This window comes from Actinoplanes sp. NPDC023714, from assembly GCF_040639855.1.
Taxonomy (GTDB): Bacteria; Actinomycetota; Actinomycetes; order Mycobacteriales; family Micromonosporaceae; genus Actinoplanes.
In genome coordinates this window covers 742,231-768,070 of the sequence record NZ_JBFAAR010000003.1, presented here as the reverse complement: position 1 = coordinate 768,070, position 25,840 = coordinate 742,231, and the positions used below count along the sequence as shown (strand labels likewise).

Genomic DNA, 25,840 nt, shown 5'->3' with positions numbered 1-25,840 from the left:
GGTCAGCGAGCCGCCGGATAGCCCGGGATCTGCCGGCGCTGGGTGGCGCTCGCTCCCCAGTGCGCCAGGTCGAGCAGGCCCGCGAAGACGACCCAGAACCAGCCCCAGCCGGTCAGGCCGACGCCCGGGATGTAGAGGATCACGTACATCAGCGTGGCGAACGGCAGGAACAGGATGCCCAGCAGCGGCAGCAACCAGGTGTCGAAGGCCGCGTTGACCAGCGCCGGCCGGGCGATCCAGACGATGAAGAGCGCGAGCCGGGGAAACACCCCCGCGAACAGCGCGAACAGACATCCCATGGGCTCCGATCGTCGAGGTCCGGCCGGGCCCGGGCCTCATCCTCCAGGGGTGATCGGCGGTCGTTCAGTGGCCGAGCGCGACCTTGACCAGCGCGACGGCGGCGGCCGCGACTGCCAGGACCAAACCCGAGGCGAGGGTACGGGCGGAAGCGCGCTCGGATCGCAGACGCTCCACCAGGAGACCGATCAGGGCCATCCGGAACAGCAGGTACGCCTCGGACGCGAGGATGCTCGCCCGCTCCGGCAGCCAGTGCCGGCCCCCGGCCAGCAGCAGGATCGCCGGGATCAGGCCGGAGGTCAGCACCGGCAGCGCGCCGTGCCCGTGCGACAGGTCGGCGACGCCGAGCGGCACCATGGTGGCGAACACGATGATGTTGCCGTAGACGTACGCCGAGATCCGGGCCGCCGCCTGATCGCGGGACAGGCCGGGGTCGGCCCGGTAGCGCAGGATCCGGTCGCGGAGCGTTGGATCTTGCATCGTCCCACCGTAACGCCCTGGTCATCCCCGCCGGATGAAGACACCGAGGATGTCCGCGCCGCACGCTTCGGCGGTGCGGGTCCTGCTGCTTGTGCTCCTGCTCGTGTGCGCCACGCCGTCACCCGCCCTCGCGTTCGGCACGATCGACACGGGCGGGCAGAACCGCGAGCACGAGCGGATCACGCGCGCGGCCCTGGCCTGCACGAACGAGCGGCCGGACTGCTTCGGACCGATCACCGCCGACTACCTGGCCGGGCACGACCGCGAGTTCGGCGCGGTCGGCGCCCCGGACAGCGACGAGATGGCCGATTCGGCCGCGCACTGCGACGACGCCGACTACCTCGACGGCGGCTACCCGCGGACCGAGACGGCCGCCCTCACCGCGCTGACCGACTGCGTCGAGCACCTGCGCCGGCGGTTCCGGGACGGGCTGGACAGCGCCGCGTTCCTGCTCGACGACCGGGGCGAGGTCGTGGCCGGCGAGGTGGCGGCCGGCCCCGAGTGCGACCCGAGGGAACGCGACGAGGACCGGGCCAAGTGCACGGTGCTGGAGTCGTTCGGGCGGGTGCTGCACGGGGTGCAGGACTTCTACTCGCACTCCAACTGGGCCGACCGGGCCGACCCGTCCCGGCCCATCGGGCCCGACAACCCGCCCGGACTGCACCGGCCCGGCCCGAGCCCGCTGCTCAACCTCCGTGGCCCGAGCCCGCTGCTCGACCTGCGTGGCCCGGCCCCGCTTCTCGACCTGCGCGGCCCGGCCCCGGTGATGCCCGCCGGCTTCACCACCGGCTGCTACGTCCTGCACGACCAGGTGCCCGGCGTCGGCGCCTGCGAGCTGCGGATCACCCACGCCGCGCTGAACAAGGACCGGGGCCTGATCGACCCGGTCAGCGGGCGGGCCACCGAGCCCGGTACGCCGCGAGGACAGGTAGCCTCCAACTTCGCCGACGCGGTGGCCGGGGCGATCGCCGAGAGCCGCCGGCAATGGGCGGACTTCCGGGCCGAGCTGAGGGCCCGGTACGGCCCGGCCCACGCCGACCGGATGATCTGCGCCCTCACCCACGACGACCCGGTGCGCGACTGCCAGGGCTCGCCGGTACGCCGCGGCCCGGCTGGCCTGCTCGTGGCGGGCGTCGTCGTCGCCGTCGTGGTCCTGCTCGCGATCGGCATGCGGCGGCGCCGGGTTCCTCCGCCCGTGCCATTCTGATCGCGTTCTTCCCCCCGGAGGTGTCCATGCCGGTCGCTGTCGCCGCTCCCCATCCCGCGGCCGTCGACGCCGCCCGCGCCGTGGTCTCGGCCGGTGGCAACGCCGTCGACGCGGCGCTGGCGGCCGCGGCGGCGCTGACCGTGGCGTATCCGCATCAGTGCTCGGTCGGCGGCGATCTGGTGGCGCTCGTGCGCCCGGCCGGCGGGGACGTTCGCGCGGTGCTGTCCATCGGGGCGGCCGCCGCGGCGGTCGACGTGGCGGCTCTGCGGGCCGCCGGTGACGCGATGCCCTACGGCGGGCCGCAGACGATCACCGTGCCCGGGGTGGTCGCCGGGTGGGCCGCGGTCGCCTCGCTGGGGGCGCGACTGCCGCCGGTCGAGCACTTCGCTCCGGCTCGGCGGCTGGCCGCCGAGGGTGTCGCGGTCAGCGCGGGGCTGCGGCAGGCGATCCTCGGGCGCATCGGTGACATCCGCGCTGATCCGGGTCTCGCCGGGCTGCTGCTGGATGCCGGCGGCGAGCCGGTGAGGACTCTGGTGCAGCCCGCGCTGGCCGGGACGTTCGACGCGCTCGCGGACGACTGGCGGTCGTTCTACGACGGGGACCTCGGCCGGCGCCTCGTGGACGGACTGCACCGGCTCGGCAGCCCGCTCTCCACCGCCGACCTCGCACGCCACGAGGCCGAGGTGGCCGACCCGCTGCACGCCGTCGCCGACGGGGTGGAGTGGTTCGCCGCGCCGCCGCCGGTGCAGGGCGCCACGTTCCTGGCGATCAACGGGTCGGGGTCGCTGCTGGCCGACGCCCGGCGGGCGCAGCTGGCTCGCAACGCCCTGCTCGGCGACCCGAGGACGGGCCCGATCGACCTGGACGGCCTGCTGTTGCGGACGCCGCCGAAGCACCACGACGAGGGCGGCGCGGTCAAGGCGGCCGGGGACACCGTGGCGGTCACGGCCGTGGACGACTCCGGCAATGCGGTGACGCTGATCCAGAGCGTGTTCCAGAGCTTCGGGTCCGGGCTGCTCGATCCCGGTACCGGCATCGTGCTGCACAATCGCGGCTCGTCGTTCCGGCTCGAGCCGGCGCACCCCGGCCGGCTCGCGCCCGGCGCCCGGCCGCCGCACACGCTCTGCCCGGTGATCGCGACGAGCCGGGACACCGTGCTGGCGGTGGGATGTCAGGGCGGGCGGTCGCAGCCGTGGATCCTGGCCCAGGTGGCCGACGCCCTGACCGCGGACGACCTCGCGACGGTCGTGGCCCGGCCGCGGTGGGTCATCGGCGCGCAGGAGATCGACCGGCCGGCGCCCACCCTGCTGATGGAACCGGGCACGCCCGGCGCCGGCGCGCTCGCCGTCACCGCCCGGGAGATGGGCCTCGCCGTGGAGACGACGGCCGGGCCGCACGACGACGCCGGGCACGTGCAGGCCGCCCGGCTCAGCGGGGGCGTCCTCGCCGCCGGCAGCGATCCCCGCGCCGACGGAACCGCCGCGGTCATCCCGTAGGGCTCACCTCCGCGCCGGCCCGCAACGATCAGAACGGGAACGTGCGGTTCTGCTCGCGGACCGACAGCCACTGCAGCTCGGTGAACTCCTCCGCGGCCACGCCGACGCCGAAGCGGCCCCAGCCGGTGTCCTTCACGCCGCCGAACGGCATCTGCGGCTCGTCGTTGACGGTCTGGTCGTTGACGTGCACGATGCCCACCTCGAGGCGGGCCGCCAGCCGCATCGCGCCCGGCACGTCGCGGGAGATGATCGAGGCGACCAGGCCGAGGTCGGAGCGGTTGGCGTGGTCGACCGCGTCCTCGGCGGACTCGACCACCTCGACCGTCACGATCGGCCCGAACGTCTCCACCTCGGCCAGCTCGGTGTCGGCCGGTACGTCGGCCAGCACGGTCGCCGGGTAGCAGGGGGCCTGCGCCTCGCCGCCGGCCAGGATCCGCGCGCCGGCGTCGACGGCCTGCTTGACCCGGCGCTCCAGCATGGCCAGGGCCCACTCGTTGATGACCGGCCCGACGACGGTCGCCGGGTCGGCCGGGTCGCCGGTGGGCAGCGCGGCCACCTTCGCGGCGAACTTCGTCAGGAACTCGTCGGCGACCGCCCGGGCCACATAGATGCGCCGGGCGCACATGCACAGCTGGCCCTGGTGCAGGAACGCGCCGTACGCCGCCGCCTCGACCGCGTAGTCGACGTCGGCGTCCTCCGCCACGATCATCGGGTTCTGCCCGCTGAGCTGCAGCACCACCCGCTTCAGGTGCGTGCCGGCCTTCTCGGCGAGCCGCCGGCCGGTCGGCGTCGAGCCGGTGAAGTTGATCCGCTTGACGCGCCGGCTGGCGAGCAGCGCGTCGGCGATCACGCCGGCCTCGCCGGGCGCGTGGGTGACCACGTTGAGGACGCCGTCCGGCAGCCCGGCCTCGTGCAGGATCTCGGCCCAGAGCCCCCCGCCGGTCCAGGGCGCCTCCTCGGAGGGCTTGAGCACCACGGTGTTGCCGAGCGCGAGCGGGCCGGCGATGGCGCGGCCGCTCAGCGAGAGCGAGGCGTTCCACGGCGCGATGGCGCCGACCACGCCGACCGGCCGGCGCACCGCGAGGGCCTGGGTGCCCGGCACGTCCGAGGCGAGCAGCTGGCCGACCGGCTGGTACGCGAGCTGGGCGGCCTGGCGCAGCAGGCTCACCGCGAAGTCGACCTGGATCTCCCCGAAGACCGCGCCGCAGCCGGTCTCCCGGGCCAGGGCCTCGCGGACGGCGGCCCGCCGGCCCTCCAGGATGTCGGCGGCGCGCAGGAAGACCGTCTGCCGGCGGGCCGGGGCCGCCCGCGACCATTCCCCGAACGCCCGGTGGGCCGCGTCGATGGCGCGCCGGGCGTCCTCGTCGTCGCCGGCCGCGACCGCGCCGATCACCGCTCCGGACCAGGGTGAGCGGTTGTCGTAGGTGCGTCCCGAGGCGGCGTCCGCCCACGTTCCCCCGATGAAATGACGTACCTCGTCCACGGGCCACACCATACCGTTCGGATATCTCGAACCCTCTCCTATCCTTCGGTCATGACCGACTTCTCCGCCTCGCTGGAACGCGGCCTGGCGATCCTGTCCGCGTTCAGCCGCGGCCGGCCGACGCTCGGCGTCGCCGATCTGGCCCGGGTCGCCGGGGTCACCAAGAGCACCGCGCACCGCTACGTCGCCACCCTGGTCAACCTGGGGTACGTGCAGCAGGACCCGGACACCCGCAAGTACTTCCTCGGCCCCAAGGTGGCCGACCTCGGGTTCGCCGCGATCGAGTCGATGGACCTCACCCGGGTCGCGGCGCCGCTGCTGCAGAGCCTCGCCGACGAGACCGGCTTCACGGTCAGCATGGCGGTCTGCGAGAGCCGGGACGTGGTCTACGTCGACCGGCGCCGCAGCAGCCGCCGCAACACCCTGGCGATCGACCTGAACCTGCACGTCGGCTCGCGGCTGCCGGCCTACTGCACGTCGATGGGGAAGGCGATCCTGGCGTACAAGGACCCGCAGGCGCTGCGGCAGATCCTGGAGCGCTCGGACATGGCCCGGCGCGGCCCGAAGACCATCACCAACCGCGAGGAGCTGATGGCGGCGCTGGCCGAGGTGCGGCAGACCGGCGTCGCCGTCAACGACGAGGAGCTCGCGCCCGGGCTGCGCTCGTTCGCCGCGCCGATCCGGGACCGCACCGGCGAGGTGATCGCGGCAGTGAACGTGGCGGTGCACCTGAGCGCCGTGCCGCACTCGCTGGAGTCGCTCGCCGCCCAGATCGAGCCGCATCTGCGGCGCACCGCCCGGGAGATCTCGCAGAGGCTGGGGCATCGTTCGGGAAATTAAAAAAGTGTTTCGGCCAGGCGAACGCCATGTTGCCCGCGTCACACCGGGCTTCTACCGTCGTCGCACGTTCATGGGAGAAAGGAAGCCCGCTGTGGGACTTCTCGACGGCGTCGACTGGCAAGGAAAGATCTTCAAGGGTGGCGAGTGGACCACCGGCCGGGGCGGCGACTACCCGGTCGTCGAACCCGCCACCGGCGCCGAACTGGGCCGGATGGGCCTCGCGACCGCCGAGGACGTCGCCGAGGCCGGCGCGAGTGCCGCCGAGGCGCAGCGGAAGTGGGCGGCCCTGCCGCACCCGGCCCGGGCCGCCGTCCTGCGCCGGGCCGGCGACCTGTGGCAGCAGCACGCCGACGAGATCAGCGGCTGGAACATCCGCGAGGTCGGCGCGGTCCCCGGGATGGCCGGGTTCGCGCTGCACGTCGCCGCCGAGGAGTGCTACGAGGCGGCCTCGCTGCCGAGCCGCCCGTACGGCGAGCTCCTGCCGTCGGAGCAGCCGCGGCTGTCGATGGCCCGCCGGGTACCGGCCGGCGTGGTCAGCGTCATCTCGCCGTTCAACGTGCCGATCATCCTGGGCATCCGGTCGGTGGCGCCGGCCCTCGCGCTCGGCAACGCGGTCATCCTCAAGCCGGACCCGCGGACCGCTGTCACCGGCGGCACCCTGATGGCCCGGATCTTCGAGGAGGCCGGGCTGCCGGCGGGCGTGCTGCAGATGCTGCCCGGCGGCGCCGACGTCGGCGAGGCGCTGGTCACCGACCCGCACATCCGGGTCATCTCGTTCACCGGCTCCACCCCGGTCGGCCGCCGGATCGGTGAGATCGCCGGCCGGCACCTGAAGCGGGCGCACCTCGAGCTCGGCGGCAACTCGGCGCTGCTCGTCCTCGACGACGCCGACGTCGACGCGGCGGTCAACCTGGCGGCCTGGGGCTCCTTCTTCAACCAGGGCCAGATCTGCATGACGACCGGCCGGCACCTGGTCGCCGACCGGATCTACGACCAGTTCGTCGAGCGGCTCGCCGACAAGGCCGGCAAGCTGCCGGTCGGCAACCCGGCCACCGAGCAGGTCGCCCTCGGCCCGATCATCGACGCCGGCCAGCGCGACAAGATCCACCGGCTGGTGACGGCCAGCGCCGGGCAGGGCGCCGTCGTCGCCTCCGGCGGGTCGTACGAGGAGCTGTTCTACCGGCCGACCGTGCTCGCCGACGTGCCCATCGAGGCGCCGGCCTTCGCCGAGGAGGTGTTCGGCCCGGTCGCACCGATCACCCGGGTGTCGTCGGTGGACGAGGCCGTCGCCCTGGCCGGCGCCAGCGAGTACGGACTCTCCCTCGGCATCGTCACCCGCGACGTGATGCGCGGGCTCGCCGTGGCCGAGCAGATCCCGACCGGCATCGTGCACATCAACGACCAGACGGTCAACGACGAGGCCAACGCGCCGTTCGGCGGCGTCCGCGCCTCCGGCACCGGCTCCCGCTTCGGCGGCCCGGCCGCCAACATCGAGGCGTTCACCGAGACGCGCTGGATCACCATGCGCGGCGAGCCGGCGACCTATCCGTTCTGACCCTCCACTCCGATCCTCCGCGGCGCGCCGCCCATCCCGGCCTGCGTCCCCACCCCGGCCAGCCGGCGCCGCCCACCCCAGCCGGTGGGCGGCGCCGCTGCGTGAGGCCGCAGCCCGCGGGCGATCTCCTCAGCCGGCGGCGGCTCGAGTCATCCGCTGCGAGTGATCCGCCTCCGGGTGCCGACCGGCGAAGCTCGGGGCATGGCGCGACCGGGACGGCCCACCCGCCAGGACGCCGTCGCGGGGTTCGTCACCGGGGCTGCTCAGCATTCCATCGGCGGTTCCGGTCCGCCGCCCGGCCTGTATTCCCGGGATGGTGCCGGCCGCCGCCGGGTCGCTGTTCGCCCGTACCGGGCCGATGGCCACGACGCTGACCAGCGCAATCACCCAGACCTCGCGGAGCGTGCCGGCCGAGGCCGGGCCGAAGCCGGAGCGTGCCGGCCGAGGCCGGGCCGAAGGCGGAGCGTGCCGGCCGAGGCCGGGCCGAAGGCGGAGCGTGCCGACCGAGGCCGGGCCGAAGGCGGAGCGTGCCGACCGAGGCCGGGCCGAAGGCGGAGCGTGCCGACCGAGGCCGGGCCGAAGCCGGACGATCCCGGCAACGTCGCTGATCACCGGGGGAGCCGGTCGCCGTCGAGACCCACCGTCGACAGGAGGATCCGACATGACAACCGATTTCGACGACGCGCGGCGCGGACTCATCGACGCCGGTGATCCCGTGGTGATCAAAGCGGCCGACGGCCGGACCGTTTTCGATCTGACCCCGTACGCGTTCCTGGACGGCGAGCGCCCGGACACCGTGCACCCGAGCCTGTGGCGGCAGGCGCAGCTCTGCCTCATCCACGGGCTGTTCGAGGTGACCGACGGGATCTACCAGGTCCGCGGCTACGACCTCTCCAACATGACCCTCGTCGAGGGCGACACCGGCGTCATCGTGATCGACCCGCTGATCTCGACGGAGACCGCGGCCGCGGCGATCGCGCTGTACCGGCGGCACCGCGGCGACCGCCCGGTCACCGGCGTGATCTACACGCACTCGCACGCCGACCACTTCGGCGGCGTGCTGGGGGTGCTGCCGGACGGCGCCGGGGACGTGCCGATCCTCGCGCCGGCCGGGTTCATGGACCACGCCGTGTCCGAGAACGTCTACGCCGGCGTCGCGATGAACCGGCGGGCCAACTACATGTACGGCGCGTTCCTCGACCGCAGCCCGGCCGGGCAGGTCAGCACCGGGCTCGGCATCGCCACCTCGGAGGGCGCGATCGGCCTGCTGGCGCCGACGCTCGATGTGACCCATACCGGTCAGGAGGAGACCGTCGACGGCGTACACATCATCTTCCAACTGACGCCCGGCGCCGAAGCCCCGGCCGAGATGAACTTCCTCTTCCCGCAGCGGCGGGCGCTCTGCATGGCCGAGAACGCCACCCACAATCTGCACAATCTGTTGACCCTGCGCGGCGCCCTCGTCCGTGATGCCCGCATTTGGGCGCGCTACCTCGACGAGGCCATCGAGCTGTTCACCGACCGGACCGACGTGGCCTTCGCCTCGCACCACTGGCCGACCTGGGGCACCGCCAACGCCGTGCGGTTCCTGTCCGAGCAGCGGGACGTCTACGCCTACCTGCACGACCAGACCCTGCGCATGCTCAATTCCGGTCTGACCGGGCCGGAGATCGCCGAGGAGATCCAGCTGCCGCCGGCGCTCGACGAGGCCTGGCACGCGCGCGGCTACTACGGTTCGGTCAGCCACAACGTCAAGGCGATCTACCAGCGCTACCTCGGCTGGTTCGACGGCCACCCGAGCTCGCTGTGGCAGCATCCGCCGCAGGCCCAGGCCGTCCGCTACGTCGAGACGATCGGCGGCCTCGACACGGTGCTCGCCAAGGCCCGCGCCTACGCCGGCGCCGGCGATCTCCGATTCGCCGCTGAGCTGCTGAAACACGCGGTCTTCGCGGCGCCCGAGTCTGCCGCGGCCAAGGCCGCGCTCGCCGACGTCTACGACGCTCTGGGGTACGGGTCGGAAAACGCGACCTGGCGCGGCTTCTATCTGGCCGGCGCCCTCGAACTGCGCGAGGGCATCACCCCGCCGGCCCTCGACATCGGCGGCGGGATGGCGGCGGCGCTCTCCGTCGAGCAGCTCTTCGACACCCTCGCGGTCCGGGTGAACGGCCTGCGGGCGGCCGAGGAGCGGCTCGTGATCGTCTGGAACTTCACCGACAGCGGCGAGGTGGTGCGGACCAGCCTGTCGAACGGCGCCCTGATCCAGACGGTGAACCCGCGCACCGGCGTCCCGGCCGACCTGACGCTGGAGTTGACGAAGCCCGAGCTGCTGGGCCTGCTCGCCGGCCACAAGGTGGGCGACCTGCGGCACACCGGCGACCCGGACGCGCTCGGCCGGCTCATGGCGGTGCTGGACACCCCCGACCCGGCCTTCCCGATCGTCACCCCGTGACCGGCTCTGGTCAGGCCGCTCAGACCAGGTTCTCGCCGACCGCGGTGATGACCCGGTCGACCTCGTCGTCGTCGATTCCTTCGAGTTCGATGATGAGGCGGTGCACGCCCGCGTCGGCGTAGCGGCGGACGGTGGCCGGGTCGGGCAGGCCCGGCGGGGTGAGGGTGATCTCCAGTTCGCCGAGGTGCGCCGGTCGCTCCTCGGCGCGGGCGGTCTCGGCCAGCGCGCGCAGCGCCCGCGCGGTCTCCTCGACGTCGAGGCCCCAGCCGTACCAGCCGCTGCCGTGCCGGACCGCCCGGCGGTAGGCGGCCGCGGAGTGGCCTCCCACCACGATCGGCGGGTGCGGCCGCTGGACCGGCGCCGGGTGCTGGACGACGCCGGAGAAGGACACGAACCGGCCGGTGAAGGAGGGCTCGGCGGCCCACAGCGCCCGCATCGCGGCCAGATATTCGTCGGTGCGCGCGCCCCGCTCGGCGAGCGACACCCCCATGGCGTGCAGCTCCGGCTCGACGTAGCCGGCCCCGACCGCGACCGTGAGCCGGCCGCCGGAGAGCACGTCCACCGAGGTGAGCTGTTTCGCCAGCAGGACCGGCTGGCGCTGCGGCAGCACGATCAGGCCGACCCCGAGGCGGACCCGGCTCGTCACGGCCGCGAGGTGGCTCAGCGTGACCATCGCTTCGAGCCGCGGTGGGTTGCCCTCGCCGGCCGGGAGCGCGATGTGGTCGCCGACCCAGAGCGACTCGAAGCCCACCTCCTCGGCCAGCCTCGCCCGCCGCGCCAGGACGGCGGGATCGACGTTGCGGTCGCGGTGCAATCCGTACAGACCGAACTTCATGTGATCAGCGAACTACACGGGCGGGCCCATCTCAAGCCCCGGGCCGATCCGCGGTACGCCCGTCCGGCCAGGGGTAATACCCGATCATGACGGACCTCGACCGGCCCCTCGCCCCGGACGTGCCGGCGGCGCCGCACAGTGCCAGCGGCGAGCGGGTGACCACGTTCGACCTCGGTGAGGTGGCGCCGCCGGCCCGCCCCGCCCGGCGCTGGGTCCCGCGGCGGGTGGTGGCGACGCCGCCGGCCTACGACCATCCGCACGGCCTGCGGATCATGGCGCTGGTCGAGGCGCAGGGCATCGAGGTGGAGCGGCTGCGCAGCGCCCGGCTGACCGGGATCCGGGGTGAGAACGACCGGGAGACGTACGCCCGGGCGAAGAGCACCATGGCGATCGTGGTGAGCCCGCCGTCGCGCCGCCGCCTGCAGCCGATCGCGCCGAGCGCGGACTGGCGGTTCGACCTCGCCGAGGGCTGCCCGGCACACTGCCAGTACTGCTACCTGGCCGGATCGTTGTCCGGGCCGCCGGTCACTCGTGTCTACGCCGACCTCGACGACATCCTCGGCGGGCTCGCCGACTATGCCGGGCGTGGCACGATCACCAGCCGCCGGCAGGCGAGAAAGCACGAGGGTACGACGTTCGAGGCGTCCTGCTACACCGATCCGCTCGCGCTGGAGCACCTGACCGGCAGCTGGCGGCGCGCCGTCGAGCACTTCGGCGCCTGGGACGCACCGGTTCAGCTGCGCTGGACCACCAAGTTCGACGACGTGGACACGTTCGTCGGGCTCGCGCACCACGGGCGTACGCGGGTGCGGTTCAGCGTCAACTGCCTGCCGGTGACGACCCGGTTCGAGGGAGGCACGAGCCGCCTGCGGGACCGGCTGGCCGCGCTGCGCCGGCTCGCCCTCGACGGCTACCCGGTCGGCCTCACCATCGCGCCGATCATGCCGGTCGACGACTGGCGGGCCGCCTACGGCGAGCTCATCGCCGAGGTGGCGGCGGCCGTCGACGGCGTACCCGATCTGGATCTGACCGCCGAACTGATCACCCACCGCTTCACGCCGGGCAGCAAGGACGTGCTGCTCGGCTGGTACCCGCGCACCCGGCTGGAGATGGACGAGGAGCTGCGGTCCCGCAAGCACGGCAAGTTCGGGGCGGTCAAGTACGTCTATCCGGCCCCGGTCATGGCCGACCTGCGCGGCTGGTTCGAGGCCGAGATCGCGCGGCGGCTCCCCGGCTGCCGCATCCTCTACTGGACCTGACTCACCATCGCGGGCCGCGGGCCAGGCGGATCGGCCCGGTCACGGTGGCGATGTCGACGTCGGCGCCGCGCTGACGGACCACGATCTCGCCGTCCCGCGCCAGCTCGGCGGCCACCTCCCGCGCCGTGTCCATCAGCTCCCGCCACGACTCACCGCCGACGGCCCGGGCCGCGTCGCTCGGGCAGATGGTGGCGTCGGCGCGGCGATGCCACAGCAGCGCACGCATGGCGGCCGCCAGCCGGACGCGCTGATCGCCGCCCTCCCCCAGCGCCACCTCGGCGTCCCGCACCCGCCGCCCGGCCGCCGCCGGATCGCCGGAGGCGAGCTCCCCCGCGGCCGCCTCCGGACCGCTGCGGGCGCGTTCCCGCGCGGCCGCCAACTCGGCCTCCAATTCCCGGCGCAGGGACTCCATCCCGCCATTGTCCCAGGCGGCCGGGTTTCCGCTGCTCACGGGCGGGCCGGCATCCCACCGTCCCAGATCGGCCGGGCATCGTTGCGGGGCCCGCGCCCGCTGCCGAGGCTGGATGGCGAGGCGGGGCCACACGGGGGGCCTCCGCCGCGGAAGGGAGGCGGCTCAGCCTCGCTGCTCGATCAGGATCGGCTCGCCGGTCACCGTGACGGTGTCGCCGGGGCTGAGCGCGGCGCCGGTGCCGTCCAGCCGGCGGACCGCCACGGCCCGGGGGCCCGCCGTGGTGGTGACGGTGCCGCGCACGGCCCAGCGGATCACGGCGGTGTAGCCGCGGTCCGGTTCGGTGACGGCGAACTCGCACTGCCACACCTCCTCGGGCATCGAGATCGCCGGGCCGTGGCCGCAGGAGCGGGTGCTCGCGTGGGACAGCCAGCCCTGCAGCCGCTCCACCGCGAGGGCGGCCGGCGTGGGTGCGCCGCCGTCCGGCTGCAGCACCAGCGGGATCTTCTCGCCGCCCCAGTTGTAGAAGTACATGCGCTCGACGTTGAAGATCCGGGCGTAGACCCCGGCCAGGAAGAAGCGTGCCGCATAAGCGCGCGCCGTCATCGGGTCGAGGGGCTTTTCGAGCCTTATCGCGTACGTCGTCCCGGTACTCCACACCGGAGGATGCACCCCGGCGCCGTGCAGCGTCCTGTCGATCTCGCCGGCCAGCTCGATCAACGTCTCGGGCGGGTCGGCCGCGGTGCGCTGATGCAGCTTGACCCCGGCGGCGTCGCAGTGCCGGTAGCCGCCCGCCGCGGCGAAGCGGGTGACCGTCTCCCGGCCCGCAGGCTGCCACAGCTCGCCCATGCCCGGGCAGACCACGACCGCCCGCGGGTCGGCGCTGCGGATCCGGGTGCTCGCCCGGCGGGTCATCTCGGCGAGCCGTTCCGGTGTGCCCGCGAAGAACCGGCTGTCGTTGCCGAAGACCCACAATTCGTACGCCTCGATCCGGCCCCGGTAGCGATCGACCACGGCCTGCACGTACGCGTCCCAGTCGGCGAGGTCGTCGGGCGGCGCGGCGCGGGTGCCGTCCGGATAGACCGACAGCGCGCCGGACGGGCTGGCCCAGGCGGGCGTGCCGCCGAACACGAACAGGACCGGCAGACCGGCCCGCTCGGCGCCGCCGACCAGGCGGTCCAGCACCGTCCAGTCGTACTCGCCGCGGGCCCGCTGGATCTCCGCCCACCGGGTGCCGCCGTCCCACAGCCGGACCGCGCCCACCCGGAACGAGGGCATCGTGCCGGTCGCGCTGTTGATCGTCACGCCGAACAGCTCGCGCGGGACCGGCTGGGCCGGGCGGGTCCAGACCGGGCCGGCGATCGGCGCGCCGGTCGGGGACGGGCCGGGGCGTGGCGGCGGACCGCCGGAGGCGGCCATCGACAGCACGACGGCGAGGGCCGTGGCGAGCAGGGCGGCGGAGGGGAAGGTGAACCGCCGCCAGCGCGGAGACTCCCGCACCGGGCTTCCGGAGGTCGCGCTGCCGGATATCCGGCTTTCGGGCGCCGGGCTCTCGGGCGCCGGGCTTACCGGGATCGCGTTGTCGGATATCGGGCTTCCGGAGATCGGGCTTACCGGCGCCGGGCTTTCGGATGCCGCCGCTTCGGACCAGGTGCGGAAGAGGCGGGCCAGCTCCCGGTCGGTCGCGCCGCACGCGCGCGCGATGCGCTCGGCCGTGCCGAAGTCGCCGGGTACGGAGTGGCCGGTGCAGTAGCGCTGCACCCCCGACTTGCTGATGTGCGCCCTGCGAGCGATCGACTCGTAGGTGCGGCCGCTGCGCTCCTTGAGCTGCAGCAGCAGTTCCCCGAACTCTCCCCGTCGCGTTGCCACCTCAGCGACCTCCGGGCTCGTGTCCACCGGTCCACGACGGAGTGTACAAACACCTATCGACGGCTATCGGTGGATCGTGGCCGCCCGGCGGTTGAGGTAGCGCTGCTCCGGCAGGCTCGCCGTGAGCCGGGCCGCGAGCCGATATTCGGTACGGGCGGCGTCCGCGTCCCCGGCCAGGTCCAGCAGATGGGCGCGGACCGCGTGCAGGCGGTGATGCCGGTGCATGGCGGGGTCGGCCGCCAGCGGCTCCAGCATGGCGAGACCGGTCGCCGGGCCGTGCGCCATGGCCGCGGCCACCGCGTGGTTGAGGGTGACGGCCGGGCTCGGGGCGACCCCGCCGAGCATGTCGTACAGCACGCTGATCTGGAGCCAGTCGGTCTCCTCGTACGTCCGGGCCTCGGCATGCACGGCCGCGATCGCGGCCTGCAACTGGAACCGGCCGACGTGGCCGCGCGGCAGCGTCCGCTCCAGCAGCGCGACGCCCTCGGCGATCAGGTCGGTACGCCACCGTGACCGATCCTGATCGGCGAGCGTGATCAGGTCGCCGGCGGCGTCGGCCCGGGCCGGGGACCGGGCGTGGGTGAGCAGCGTAAGGGCCAGCGCGCCGGTGACCTCGGCGTGGTCCGGGAGCGCCGCGGACAGCTGGCGCAGCAGCCGGATCGACTCCTCGGCGAGCCGGACGTCGATGAGCGACTCCCCCGACGTCCGCGTGTAGCCCTCGGTGAACACCAGATGGCACACGTCCAGGACGGCGGCGACCCGGGCCGGCAGCTCCTCCGGCGACGGCATGTCGAACCGGGCGCCGGCCTGGCGCAGCGCCGTCCGGGCCCGGCTGAGGCGCTGCGTCATGGTGCGCACCGGCACCAGGTAGGCGGCCGCGATCTCCGGCACGCTCAGCCCGGCCAGCGAGCGCAGGCAGAGCGCCACCTGCGACGGCCGGGTCAGCGCCGGATGGCAGCAGAGGAAGAAGAGCCGCAGCGTGTCGTCCCGGTCGGCGCCGGCCGCCTCGCTCACCGTCACCGGCCGTTGCGCCGCGTCGAGTGCTTCCCTTCGTACCCTTGCCGTCTCCGACCTGGCCCGATCGATCAGCCGGCGCCCGGCGACGGTGATCAGCCACGCACGCGGCGCGTCCGGAATCCCCTCGACCGGCCACTGGATCGACGCCGCCTCGGCGGCGTCCTGGAGAGCCTCCTCGCAGTCGCCGAGATCACCGAAGCGGCGCAGCAGCGCCCCGAGCACGTGCGGCGCCTCGGTGCGCCACACGTGCTCGAAAGCTTGATCGGTCACTGGTCGTCGCCGCCCGAAGCTTGATCGGTCACTGGTCGTCGCCGCCCGGCCACACGGGCTTTTGATCGGTCACTGGTCGTCGCCGCCCGGCCACATCAGCGGGCGCAGCTCGACGGTCTCGCCCGGGCCGGAGAACCGCGCGGCGACCCGCTCGGCCCGCTCCCGGCTCTCGACGTCGATGAGGAAGAACCCGGCGAGGTGCTCCCTCGATTCCGAGTACGGGCCGTCGCCGGCCAGCGGCTCGCCGTCGCGCCAGCGGTAGAGCCGGGCCTCGCCGGGCGCGCCGAGCGCCTCGCCGCCGAGAAGCTCGCCGTTGGCGCTCAGCTCGGCCATCACGTCCTCGAACTCGGCGTTCAGGCTCTTCCTGGTCTCCTCCGGCAGAGCTTGATGGGCGGCCAGGTAGTCGCTCGTCGGGTGTCCCCAGGGCTGCGGGTTCGAGTGGATCAGGATGACGTATTTCATCGGGGTCCTCCCAGCGCGAGCGACGGTGGTTCCGTCGCTCATGGGGTACGTCGGAGCGGGGATGCGGATGTCGACACCCTATTTTTTCGACGGGGCCGGCGGGGGCGGGGATTCGCCTGCGGGGTGCTCCCCTGCCGGTGAGCAGGCGTGGCGCTGCCGAGGTCAGCATCACGAGGATCACGCCGGGAAGGACCAGGCCCGTCAGCAGGCCGCCGGTGAGCAGCAGAGCGGGCAGCGGTGGTCCGAAGTGCTCGTCGGACAGGACGGTCACGACGCCGGTCAGCATGGAGCCGAGCACGGTGTAGCCGACCATGGCGAACGAGGCCACCGAGAACGACATGCTGAACGCCGGCGCGTGACCGCTCGTCCTGTCCCGGCGCCTCCTCAGCCACTCGATGAAGAGCGCCGTCGCGGCCACGGCGAAAGGAATCACGAAGACCGAACCGCTGAGCCAGCCCGGCGGTGGACCGATGAAAGAGACGGCGAGGAACTCACTGGTGGCGCTCACCAGCAGCAGCGCGACCGTGAGTGTCACGCCGTAGACGAGAAACCGGGTCAACCGGTGCAGGTGTCCGGCGGCCCGGCGGAACGAATCCCCGGTGTCGTCGGCACGCTCCACCGACGTGGCGGCCAGCCGGCACAGACCCGTGACGACGGCCGCGCCCCCGACGGCCAGCATGCCGCCGGCGGGCATCGACTCCAGCCATACCCGGGCGCAGGCCTCGTCGTCCTGACCACCGACGACGACTCCGTAGAGATAGCTGTCGAAGGCGAGGACGACGAAGGCCGACGACAGCAACGTGATCGCCTGGACGTCGCGAAGGTCGGGGCGGCCGAGCAGGTAGACGATGCCGGTGAAGACGAAACCCGCAAGCACACCGGCCAGCTGCGAGTTGGCCGTCGCCGCCGCGGCGACGTCCCAGCCGTTGGGCAGACACACCGAATCATCCATGGCCCCTCCACGGAAGATGGTGCCCCACGAAGCGAGATTGTTCGATCACTCGATCGGGCTGCCGGTGTCGGGAGGCGGATGAGGCCTCGACGCGGCGGCTGGGTGCGGGCTGACCCGGGTGGAGGGACCTCGGTGACTTGCTAGCCGACGGCTTTCAGGAAGTCCGAGTAGAACAGGCCCAGGCCGGCCGCCACGCAGACGCCGGCCACGGTCCAGAAGCGGACCACGATGTTGACCTCGCTCCAGCCGGCCAGCTCGAAGTGGTGGTGCAGCGGCACCATGCGGAAGACCCGCCGGCCGGTGGTGCGGAACGAGACGATCTGGATGACCCAGGTGATCGTGATGATGAAGAAGAGGCCGCCGATCAGGATCGAGAGCAGCGTGGTGCGGGTCGCCACGGCGAGGCCGCCGATGAGGGCGCCGAGGCCGAGCGCGCCCACGTCGCCCATGAAGATCCGCGCCGGGGAGGTGTTCCACCAGAGGAAGCCCACGCAGGCGCCGGCGGCGGCCGCCGCGATCATGGCGATCTCGAGGGGGTCGCGGACCTGGTAGCAGTAGTCGGTCGCGCGGGCGTACGCCTCGTCGGCGCACCAGTGCCGGTACTGCCAGTACCCGATCGCCGCGTATGCGGCGAGCACCAGCGTCGACGCGCCGGTGGCCAGGCCGTCCAGGCCGTCGGTGAGGTTCACGCCGTTCGACATCGCGGTGATCACGAAGACGAAGACCATGACCGAGCCGACCTTGCCGACGTCCAGCCAGCTGATGTCCCTGATGAACGAGATGTACTCGCTGGACACGGTCTGGCCGTTGGTGCTCGCCGCGGAGAGCGCAACGATGCCGAACACGGTGCCGATGATCGCCTGGCCGAGCAGCTTGCCCTTGGCGGACAGCCCGTCGGAGTTGCGCTTGCGGACCTTGAGGAAGTCGTCGACGAAACCGACCGCGCCGCAGAAGACGAAGAGGCCGAGCAGGACCAGGGCCGTCATGGTCGGCCTCTCCTGCGCGATCTGGCGCTCCGGCAGCGTGGTCAGGGCCACGTGCCCGGCGACGTACGCCACGAGGGTCGCCAGGATGAAGACGACGCCGCCCATCGCGGGGGTGCCCTTCTTGCCCTCGTTCGACGCGAGCCCGAGCGAGCGGATCGGCTGCCCGGCCTTGAGCGCGCTGAAGACCCGGATCGCCACCGGCGTGAGGAGCAGCGAGACGACGAACGCGACCGCCGCCGCGACGATGACCGCCCTCACGGGCGCGACTCCACGGCCAGGTCGGCATCAACGATCATGGGGCAAGATCTTGCCACCCTGCTGCGGCCCTCCGCCGACCCGGACCGGCTTAACCCTAAACACTTGCGTCCAGGTGCCGATCATCTGCACGAAGGGCATCGGGCCGCCGGCCGGGTGCCTCGTGGTGATGGACGGGGAGTATGCGGGAGAGGCCGGTAGCGGGCGACGAGGGCTTCAGCCTCATCGAGATCATCGTGGCTCTGACGATCATCAGCGTCACCCTGCTCGCCGCCACCCCGTTCTTCGTCGCCAGCCTCAACAACGTCAACGCGCAGCGCGGGCGGCAGGCGGCGATCCAGGTCGCCAACACCGCCATCGAGCAGGTGCGCGGGCTGCAGGGCAGCGCGCTGCTCAGCGGGCGCAGCAAGAGCGCGACCCAGAAGCAGTTCGACGCCGCGCCGCAGTCGATGGCCGTCTACCTCGCGACGATGGCGGTCGAGGGCGACTCGACGATCACCGACGCCGCGTCGACCGAGGGCGAGGACGCGCCGATCCCCACTTCGGCGCAGCAGATCACCGTCGAGGGGACCACCTACACCCAGAACGTGTACGTCGGGGCGTGCGAGATCTATCTGATCAAGACGAGCAACGGCGAGTGCGTCTATCCGCTGGGCGCGGACGCGCCGACCGACACCACCAAGATCCTGCGGTTCTTCCGGGTGGTGGTGCTCGAGACCTGGCCGGACCGGGCGTGCAACAGCACCAGCGGCAGCGGCATCTGCGAGTACATCACCTCGACGCTCGTGGCCCGCGCCTCCGAGCCGATCTTCGACTTCCACCGGGCCTCCCCCACGGTGCTCACCACGACCGTCTACTTCTACCGGAACGTGGAGGGGTCGTATCAGCTGGAGGCCCGTGGCGGATATCTGCCCAACACCTGGACGCTCGCGGCCGGCAGCCCCAAGCTGCCGGACGGGCTCTCGATCTCCAAGTACGGCGTCATCGCCGGTTCCGCGTCGGTGGCCGGCACCACCAACCTGAGCGTGACGGTCACCGACAACCAGGGCCGCACCGACACCGAGCCGGTCGCGCTGAAGGTGGTGCTGCCGCCGGCGATCACCGTGCCGGCCACCACGAGCCGCGTCGGCGAGACCGTCAGCCTGCAGGCGACCGGGACGCAGGGGGTGCCGGCGTACAGCTACACCGCCACGAACCTGCCGCCGGGCCTGACCATGGCCAAGAAGACCGGGCTCATCACGGGTACGCCGACCACGGCCGGCACGTACACCGTGACGTTCACGATCGCCGACGCCAACGCCGTGACCGGGACCCTGACCTACACCTACGTCGTCAACCCCGGCCTCACCCTGGCCACCATCGCCGACCAGACGATCGCCCTGGGCGACTCCGTCGACCTGACCGCGGCGGGGATCGGCGGGGACGGCAAGTACACGTACAGCGCCACCGGCCTGCCGACCGGGAACTCCGTCAAGATCAACGCCAAGAACGGCTCGATCTCCGGCAAGCCGACCGCGACCGGCCGGTTCCTGCCGACGATCACGGTCACCGACGGCACCGGCGCCACCGCGAGCCAGGAGGTCGCCATCATCGTGACCACCACGAGCTCGCTGATCTTCACGGCGCCCTCGCTGACCGCGCCCGACCGGACCACCGCCAGGAACGCCTCGGTGTCGCTGACGCTCGCCACGAACGGCGCGCTGCTCGGCCTGTCGCCGGTGGTGACAGTGACCGGGCTGCCGGCCGGGCTCACCTTCAACGCGCTGACCGGGGTCATCTCCGGCAAGCCGACCACGGCGGGCCGGTACACGGTCACCGCGACCGCGACCGGCCTGTCCAGCAACGCCAGCAACCTGACCTTCATCTGGACCGTGACATGACCGAGGGGCGAAATCTCGACCGCGGCATGACCGAGGGGCGAAATCTCGACCGCGGCATGACCGAGGGGCGAAATCTCGACCGCGGCATGACCGAGGACGAGCGCGACGACGCCGGCTTCACCCTGCTCGAACTGCTGGTCGGGATGGGGCTGATGAGCGTCGTGATGGTGATGGTGGTGGGCGGGCTCTTCGAGGTCTACTCGAACGTCAACCGCGCGGACGGGCTGGCCAGCGCCCGGGAGCAGATCCAGACCGGTTTCCGGCGCCTCGACAAGGAGATCCGGTACGCGAACTGGCTCTCCAAGGCCGGCAAGGTCGGCGGCAACCACTACCTGGAGTTCGCCACCCTGAACGGCTGCCGCCAGCTCGTCTACAGCAACGGCGCGCTCACGCTGGCGACCTGGAACCCGACGGCCACCACCAAGCCCGGCACGCCGATGACGATCGCCACCGACCTGACGCTGAGCACCGGCGTGGACCCGTTCACCGTCATCCTGCCCGGCGACACCCCGTACGCCACGGCCGATGCGGGCACCACCGGCACCGGCACCGGCTACGTGCCGCAGCACAGCCAGCTGCGGCTGCGGGTCACCGCCAAGTACGCGACCGTCACGATGCCGGTGGACATGCTGTTCACGGCGCAGAACACCACGTCGTACAACGTCTTCGGCAACAACCGCGAACTCCTCGACAACGACTGCAGCAAGGGAAGGCCGTCATCATGAGGCTGACGACGCTCCGCAACGACGAGGGCTCGCTGCCGATGGCGATGCTCCTCATCACGGTCGTACTGTCGATCTCCGCGTTCCTGGTCCCGCTCGTGGTCCGGCAGACCGCGGCCACCAAGAACATCGCCGAGCGCACGACCATGCTCGACGCCGCCCAGGCCGGCATGGACGTGATGATGGCCCGGGTCCGGGCCGCCGCCGACGTGGAGACCCGCGAGGGCTACCTGGAGAACATGCCGCCGTGCGTCCTCAGCGGCGACGCCGGGGTCTCCGACGCCTCCGAGCGGCTCGCCTACCAGGTGACGGTCACCTACTACGACGCGGAGGGCGCCGCGCTGTCCTGCCCGGTCACCGACGTGCCGACCACCGCCAAGGTCGTCTCGGTCGGCACGGTCGGCTCGCTCAAGCGCACGCTGTCCGCCACCTACGTCTTCTCCACGAGCAACACGAACATCCCCGGCGGCCAGATCCGGATCTCCAGCTCGACCCTGGGCAACCAGTGCATGGACTCCGGCTCCAGCAAGGCCCCGGCGGCCGGCAAAGCGCTCGTCATGGCGACCTGTGACGGCAGCAGCCGCCAGCAGTTCGGTTACACGGCCGACCTCTACCTGAAGCTGATCGGCTCGGAGTCGACCGGCGCCGACGACGGGATGTGCCTCTACTCGGGCGCCACCCACGCCAACGGCAACCCGCTGGTCTTCCAGCCCTGCCCGGCCACCACCCCGGCGACGTCGACCTTCCAGTGGAGCCTGGACGGCAACAGCCTGTTCCACTCGGCCAGCCCGTCCAAGGCCGTCGAGAACTTCTGCATCAACGTCGTCAGCCCGGGAACGGCGGGCGGCGCGGTCGCCCTCGGCACCTGCACCACCTCCGCCACCAAGACGGTCTGGCGCTCGGCCCCCGGCGTGGGCGCGGGGATGGCCGGCGACAACACCTACCAGCTGGTCAACTATGCCCAGTTCAGCCGCTGCCTCGACGTGACCGGTAAGTCGATGAGCGCGACGTACATGATCACCTGGTTCTGCAAGCAGGCGCCCAACGGCGTTGTCGACTTCAACCAGCAGTGGGTGCACCCGGTCCCGGACGCCTCCAAGAAGGAGGTGTCGGCCACCGGCCCGATCATCGTGAACAACTACACCAGCACCAGCAACTCGGTCAGCGCCTGCTCGACGCCGACCGCGAAGGGCTGCGCCAACAACTACTGCCTCAAGTCGCCGGGCACCGCCACGTCGAGCTCCTGGGTGACAGTGGAGTCCTGCTCGACCACGGCGGCGCAGGCCAAGAACTACCTGCAGTGGACCGTCTACCACGACACCGGCGACTACGCGACCAGCTACCGGATCAAGGACTACAAGGGCAACTGCCTGCAGCCGACCCGGCAGTCCGACACCTCCTACACGGCGCCCGGCAGCGACCTGCACACCGACGGCACGAGCAAGGTGAAGGTCGTCACCTGCAACTCCTCGGAGCTGCAGAAGTGGAACGCGCCCGCGAACATCAGCAAGCCGACGCCGCTGACCGACCTGATCGAATCCTGAGCAACCAGGGGCTCTCGGTGATCCACCCGCCGTGGTAGTCTCTCCGCGTTGCAGTTTTGATTTTCCGTGGACGTTCTCGGCGCCTGATGGGTGATCTCAACCCGTTCGGGCGCTTTTTTCGTCTGTCGGCGCGGGTGATCAATGCCGCGGCGTGCGAGGTTGCATAGTGCAATCTCGAACAGCCTGCGAAGGAGCAGACATGGTTACTGGTGTCGTGAAGTGGTTCAACGCGGACAAGGGCTTCGGCTTCATCACCCCGGACGGTGGCGGCGCTGACGTGTTCGCCCACTTCTCCGCGATCCAGTCGAGCGGGTACCGCAGCCTCGAGGAGAACCAGAAGGTCGAGTTCGAGATCACCCAGGGTCAGAAGGGCCCGCAGGCGGAGAACATCCGCCCGCTCTGATCTTCGAAAGCGGAACCGAGCGAAACGGACGGCGGTCTCTCTCAGAGGCCGCCGTCCGGCGTCGGGAACGACACCTCGACCGTCAAGCCGTCCTTCCCCGTCGACGACGCGGTGATCAGCCCGTCGTGCGCCTGCGTGATGGATCGGGCGATCGACAGCCCCAGCCCCGCCCCGCCGCTGTGGTCGATCCGGGTGGCCGCCCGCCGCCGGAACGGCTCGAACAGCGCGGCCACCTCTTCCGGCGGCACGTCGTCGCCGGTGTTCGCCACGACCAGCGCCGGTTCGCCGCCGACCCGGACGTCGATGGTCCCGCCCGGCCGGTTGTACTTGATCGCGTTCTGGACCAGATTGGTCACCAGGCGTTCCAGCAGGACCTTTTCCCCCACCACCGTACGCGGGTCCAGGCGACTGGCGATCGTCAACCCGGCGTCGGCGGCCCGTGCGCGATGGGCGGCCAGAACCTCGGCGGTGATCTCGTCGAGCCGCAGCGGCTCCCGCGCCACCAGGCCCCGGTCGCTCTCGCTCAGTGTCAGCAGCCCTTCGATCAGCCGCTCGTTGCGCTCGTTCGTGGACAGCAGCTGATCGGTGAGCAGGTCGAGCTGGTCCGGGGTGAGCTCGCCGGCCATCGAGACCTCGATCAGCGTCCGCTGCACCGCGAGCGGGGTGCGCAGCTCGTGCGAGGCGTCGGCGGCGAACCGGCGCTGAGCTTCGTAGCCGACCGCGATCCGGTCCATCATCTCGTCGATGGTCCGGCCGAGCACGGCCAGCTCGTCCCGGCCCGGGCCGGGGCGCAGCCGGTGACCGAGGTTCTGCGGGCCGACGTGGGCGATCACCGCGACGACGTCCCGCAGCGGGCGCAGGCACCAGCGGACGAGCGGGTAGCAGAGGGCCAGGCCGGCTGCGAGCACGAGCAGCAGGGCGAGGTAGCCGGTGAGGCTCGGATACTTGTAGAAGACCAGGCAGGCGCCGCCGTCCGGGACCCGGCCCGGCTCGGTGAGGCACCACTGCGGCCCGAACTGGAACCAGAGCGTCACCACCCGGTCGGCGATCGGCCCGGCGAACTGCCCGCCGGCCAGCAGCAGCGCGCAGAGCAGCAGGATCCGCCGGGTCATGCGCCGAGCCGATATCCGGCCCGGCGCACGGTGTGCAGCACCGGCGGATCGCCGAGTTTGCGGCGCAACGTCATGACCGTCATCCGGACCGTGTTGGTGAACGGGTCGGCGTGCTCGTCCCACGCCTGCTCCAGCAGCTCCTCGGAGCTGACCACCCGCCCGCCGGCGCGCAGCAGCACGTGCAGCACGGCGAACTCCTTCGACGACAGCGACAGCAGGTTCCCGTCGCGGGAGGCGGTGTGCCGGGTGCTGTCCAGCACGATCCCGTCCTGTTCGAGCACCGGTGGCAGCGCGGCGACCGAGCGGCGGGCCAGCGCCTGCACCCGGGCCGCGAGCTCGGCGAACGCGAACGGCTTCGTCAGGTAGTCGTCGGCGCCGAGGCCGAGCCCTTCGACGCGGTCCCGGATCCCGGCCGCGGCGGTCAGCATCAAGATCTTGGTGTCCTGCTTCTCGCCGATCACCCAGCGGCACAGATCGTCCCCGGTACGGCCGGGCATGTCACGGTCGAGGACCGCCACGTCGTAGCGGTTCACGCCGAGCCGTTCGAACGCGGCGTCGCCGTCGTAGACCACGTCGACCGCCATCGAGAGCCGGCGCAATCCCTGGGCCACCGCGTCGGCCAGCAGTTGTTCGTCGTCGGCCACCAGCACGCGCATTCCTCGTCCCCTCCCCCGCCGTCGCCCAGACTCGCACACCTTCCGTCAGCGGCGGATAAGGAAGCCGATGACGGTCGCCGGACGGCCGTCTCCCGACCATGACTGCATGCTCTCTCGGATTCTGGTCCCCCTGGCGGTGGTGGCCGCCGTTCTCAGCGCTCCCCGGCCCGCCCTGGCGATCGCGAACGGCGCGGACGCCCGTACCGGAGCCTTTGATTTCTCGGTCCTGCTGGAAATGACCGGGTTGCCCGCGGACGGCGGCGGCACCAGGGACAGCTCCTGCTCCGGCGCGCTCATCGCCCCCAGCTGGGTGATCACCGCGGGCCACTGCTTCCGCGACGCGTCCGGGCAGCGGGTCGGCCGCACCGTCGCCGAGAAGACCACCGCCATCATCGGACGGACCGCTTTGAAGACCTTTCATGGGTACGAGGTGAGCGTCGTCGCCGTGCACCAGGCCGCCCACACCGACGTGGCGCTGGCCGAACTCGCCTCGCCGATCACCGGCATCACCCCGATCCCGCTCGCCACCACCGCCCCGATCACCGGCGAAGTCCTCCGCCTGACCGGTTTCGGCCTGACCGCCGACGGCACCCCGCCGAGCCGCATGCAGACCGGCCTGTTCACGGTCGGCGGAGTGAACGAGTCCACGCTCGAAGCCTCCGGCCGTTCCCCGCACGCCGACACCAGCCCCTGCCCGCACGACTCCGGCGGCCCCTACTTCCGGGAGGAGCCGCTCGCCCTGGTGGCGGTCGTCAGCACCGGTCCGGGCTGCCCTCATCCCGGCCCGGACTACAGCGCCCGGGTCGACAACCTCGGCGAGTGGATAGCCGGCACCATGACGCCGTCGTCCTGGCGCCCGTGGACCGCGGCCGGCGTTCTTGTGGCTGCCGCCGTCCTCGTCGCCATCGGCTATCGTCGGGCCCATGTCCGGCCCCGGAGACGTGCCCCCGGAGATCCTGCTGCGTTTGCGGCCGATCTGTCTCGCGCTCCCTGAGGTCTACGAGGAGCCCGCCTGGATCGGCCTCCGCTGGCGCATCCGCAAACGGACGGTGGCCCACGTCTACGTCCCCGACCCGTCCCGTTTCCCGGTCTACGCCGCCCACATGGTCGCCGGCGAACCCCCGGCCGTCCTGACCTTCCGCGTCCCCCTCGACGACCTGGACGGCCTGATCGCCTCGGGTCCGCCCTTCTTCAGGGCGCCGTGGGGCACGAACGTGGCGGCCGCCGTCCTGAACGACGACACCGACTGGGTGGAGATGGCCGAACTGCTGACCGACAGCTACCGCGAGATGGCCCCCAGGTTCCTCGCCGCCCGCGTGTGATGATCCACCGGTGTGCCCCACACCGCGTGTTGACTTCCGGTTCAATCCGCACCCCAACTCAACACGCAACCGAGAGCCCC

Annotated in this window: 24 protein-coding genes; 12 read left to right on the top strand and 12 right to left on the bottom strand. The window is 72.1% G+C overall.

Annotated features, from left to right (window positions below; translation table 11 throughout):
- Positions 1-2: 2 nt before the first annotated feature.
- A complete protein-coding gene (locus tag AB0G10_RS18865) occupies positions 3-299 on the bottom strand; it encodes a hypothetical protein (protein ID WP_360922768.1) in 297 nt (98 codons plus the stop codon).
- 64 nt (positions 300-363) lie between these two features.
- On the bottom strand, positions 364-777 hold the full coding sequence (locus AB0G10_RS18860; RefSeq protein WP_360922765.1) for a hypothetical protein: 414 nt from the start codon (positions 775-777) through the stop codon (positions 364-366).
- 34 nt (positions 778-811) lie between these two features.
- Here AB0G10_RS18860 and AB0G10_RS18855 point away from each other — a divergent pair, with 34 nt between their 5' ends.
- Both AB0G10_RS18855 and AB0G10_RS18850 read left to right on the top strand, forming a co-directional pair.
- A complete protein-coding gene (locus AB0G10_RS18855; protein ID WP_360922762.1) occupies positions 812-1,984 on the top strand; it encodes a CinY protein in 1,173 nt (390 codons plus the stop codon).
- Positions 1,985-2,010: 26 nt separating this feature from the next.
- The gene (locus AB0G10_RS18850; protein WP_360922760.1) at positions 2,011-3,480 is read left to right on the top strand and encodes a gamma-glutamyltransferase; all 1,470 of its coding nucleotides are present in this window, start codon (positions 2,011-2,013) and stop codon (positions 3,478-3,480) included.
- Positions 3,481-3,508: 28 nt separating this feature from the next.
- Here AB0G10_RS18850 and AB0G10_RS18845 read toward each other — a convergent pair whose 3' ends face one another.
- Positions 3,509-4,963, bottom strand: coding sequence for an aldehyde dehydrogenase family protein (locus AB0G10_RS18845; protein WP_360922757.1), 1,455 nt, complete (start codon positions 4,961-4,963; stop codon positions 3,509-3,511).
- 51 nt (positions 4,964-5,014) lie between these two features.
- Between AB0G10_RS18845 and AB0G10_RS18840 the strand changes: the two genes are divergently transcribed.
- Positions 5,015-5,803: an IclR family transcriptional regulator gene (locus AB0G10_RS18840; protein WP_360922754.1), complete on the top strand. Its 789-nt coding sequence runs from the start codon at positions 5,015-5,017 to the stop codon at positions 5,801-5,803.
- Between the two features lie 91 nt (positions 5,804-5,894).
- Complete coding sequence (locus AB0G10_RS18835) at positions 5,895-7,358, top strand: benzaldehyde dehydrogenase (protein WP_360922751.1); 1,464 nt, start codon at positions 5,895-5,897, stop codon at positions 7,356-7,358.
- 129 nt (positions 7,359-7,487) lie between these two features.
- Here the strand turns inward: AB0G10_RS18835 and AB0G10_RS18830 are convergent, their stop codons facing one another.
- Positions 7,488-7,745: a hypothetical protein gene (locus tag AB0G10_RS18830; RefSeq protein WP_360922748.1), complete on the bottom strand. Its 258-nt coding sequence runs from the start codon at positions 7,743-7,745 to the stop codon at positions 7,488-7,490.
- A gap of 274 nt (positions 7,746-8,019) precedes the next feature.
- Between AB0G10_RS18830 and AB0G10_RS18825 the strand changes: the two genes are divergently transcribed.
- Entirely contained in the window at positions 8,020-9,807 is a 1,788-nt protein-coding gene (locus AB0G10_RS18825; RefSeq protein WP_360922745.1) for an alkyl sulfatase dimerization domain-containing protein, read from the top strand.
- A 19-nt stretch (positions 9,808-9,826) separates the two neighbouring features.
- On the opposite strand, the gene AB0G10_RS18820 is transcribed toward AB0G10_RS18825, so the two are convergent.
- The gene (locus tag AB0G10_RS18820; protein ID WP_360922742.1) at positions 9,827-10,642 is read right to left on the bottom strand and encodes a TIGR03619 family F420-dependent LLM class oxidoreductase; all 816 of its coding nucleotides are present in this window, start codon (positions 10,640-10,642) and stop codon (positions 9,827-9,829) included.
- Positions 10,643-10,728: 86 nt separating this feature from the next.
- On the opposite strand from AB0G10_RS18820, the gene AB0G10_RS18815 reads away from it, so the two are divergent.
- Positions 10,729-11,901 (top strand): spore photoproduct lyase family protein, encoded by a 1,173-nt coding sequence (locus AB0G10_RS18815; RefSeq protein WP_360922740.1) that lies wholly within the window; start codon positions 10,729-10,731, stop codon positions 11,899-11,901.
- Between the two features lies 1 nt (position 11,902).
- Here AB0G10_RS18815 and AB0G10_RS18810 read toward each other — a convergent pair whose 3' ends face one another.
- The 5 genes from AB0G10_RS18810 to mraY all read right to left on the bottom strand — a co-directional run bounded on the left by AB0G10_RS18810 (position 11,903) and on the right by mraY (position 18,124).
- Positions 11,903-12,313 (bottom strand): DUF3253 domain-containing protein, encoded by a 411-nt coding sequence (locus AB0G10_RS18810; RefSeq protein ID WP_360922737.1) that lies wholly within the window; start codon positions 12,311-12,313, stop codon positions 11,903-11,905.
- Positions 12,314-12,475: 162 nt separating this feature from the next.
- Positions 12,476-14,179 carry a helix-turn-helix domain-containing protein gene (locus tag AB0G10_RS18805; protein WP_360922734.1) on the bottom strand — a complete coding sequence of 568 codons (1,704 nt, stop codon included), beginning with the start codon at positions 14,177-14,179 and terminating at the stop codon, positions 12,476-12,478.
- Positions 14,180-14,242: 63 nt separating this feature from the next.
- On the bottom strand, positions 14,243-15,466 hold the full coding sequence (locus AB0G10_RS18800) for a DUF6596 domain-containing protein (RefSeq protein WP_360922732.1): 1,224 nt from the start codon (positions 15,464-15,466) through the stop codon (positions 14,243-14,245).
- 69 nt (positions 15,467-15,535) lie between these two features.
- Positions 15,536-15,928 (bottom strand): YciI family protein, encoded by a 393-nt coding sequence (locus AB0G10_RS18795; RefSeq protein WP_360922729.1) that lies wholly within the window; start codon positions 15,926-15,928, stop codon positions 15,536-15,538.
- 1,092 nt (positions 15,929-17,020) lie between these two features.
- Positions 17,021-18,124: a phospho-N-acetylmuramoyl-pentapeptide-transferase gene (mraY, locus tag AB0G10_RS18790; RefSeq protein ID WP_360922727.1), complete on the bottom strand. Its 1,104-nt coding sequence runs from the start codon at positions 18,122-18,124 to the stop codon at positions 17,021-17,023.
- 179 nt (positions 18,125-18,303) lie between these two features.
- Here mraY and AB0G10_RS18785 point away from each other — a divergent pair, with 179 nt between their 5' ends.
- From AB0G10_RS18785 to AB0G10_RS18770, 4 genes are all read left to right on the top strand, one after another.
- Complete coding sequence (locus tag AB0G10_RS18785) at positions 18,304-20,001, top strand: putative Ig domain-containing protein (RefSeq protein WP_360922724.1); 1,698 nt, start codon at positions 18,304-18,306, stop codon at positions 19,999-20,001.
- A complete protein-coding gene (locus AB0G10_RS18780; RefSeq protein WP_360922721.1) occupies positions 19,998-20,726 on the top strand; it encodes a prepilin-type N-terminal cleavage/methylation domain-containing protein in 729 nt (242 codons plus the stop codon). The genes AB0G10_RS18785 and AB0G10_RS18780 overlap by 4 nt, the downstream gene beginning before the upstream one ends.
- A complete protein-coding gene (locus tag AB0G10_RS18775) occupies positions 20,723-22,267 on the top strand; it encodes a DUF1561 family protein (protein WP_360922718.1) in 1,545 nt (514 codons plus the stop codon). The genes AB0G10_RS18780 and AB0G10_RS18775 overlap by 4 nt, the downstream gene beginning before the upstream one ends.
- Before the next feature lie 199 nt (positions 22,268-22,466).
- Positions 22,467-22,670 carry a cold-shock protein gene (locus AB0G10_RS18770; protein WP_127550299.1) on the top strand — a complete coding sequence of 68 codons (204 nt, stop codon included), beginning with the start codon at positions 22,467-22,469 and terminating at the stop codon, positions 22,668-22,670.
- A 41-nt stretch (positions 22,671-22,711) separates the two neighbouring features.
- Here AB0G10_RS18770 and AB0G10_RS18765 read toward each other — a convergent pair whose 3' ends face one another.
- Together AB0G10_RS18765 and AB0G10_RS18760 are read right to left on the bottom strand one after the other, a co-directional pair.
- Positions 22,712-23,782, bottom strand: coding sequence for a HAMP domain-containing sensor histidine kinase (locus tag AB0G10_RS18765; RefSeq protein WP_360922714.1), 1,071 nt, complete (start codon positions 23,780-23,782; stop codon positions 22,712-22,714).
- Complete coding sequence (locus AB0G10_RS18760; RefSeq protein WP_360922712.1) at positions 23,779-24,438, bottom strand: response regulator transcription factor; 660 nt, start codon at positions 24,436-24,438, stop codon at positions 23,779-23,781. The genes AB0G10_RS18765 and AB0G10_RS18760 overlap by 4 nt, the downstream gene beginning before the upstream one ends.
- 106 nt (positions 24,439-24,544) lie before the next feature.
- On the opposite strand from AB0G10_RS18760, the gene AB0G10_RS18755 reads away from it, so the two are divergent.
- Positions 24,545-25,432 carry a S1 family peptidase gene (locus tag AB0G10_RS18755; RefSeq protein ID WP_360922709.1) on the top strand — a complete coding sequence of 296 codons (888 nt, stop codon included), beginning with the start codon at positions 24,545-24,547 and terminating at the stop codon, positions 25,430-25,432.
- The gene (locus tag AB0G10_RS18750; protein ID WP_360922707.1) at positions 25,362-25,760 is read left to right on the top strand and encodes an MmcQ/YjbR family DNA-binding protein; all 399 of its coding nucleotides are present in this window, start codon (positions 25,362-25,364) and stop codon (positions 25,758-25,760) included. The genes AB0G10_RS18755 and AB0G10_RS18750 overlap by 71 nt, the downstream gene beginning before the upstream one ends.
- The last annotated feature ends 80 nt before the right edge of the window (positions 25,761-25,840 follow it).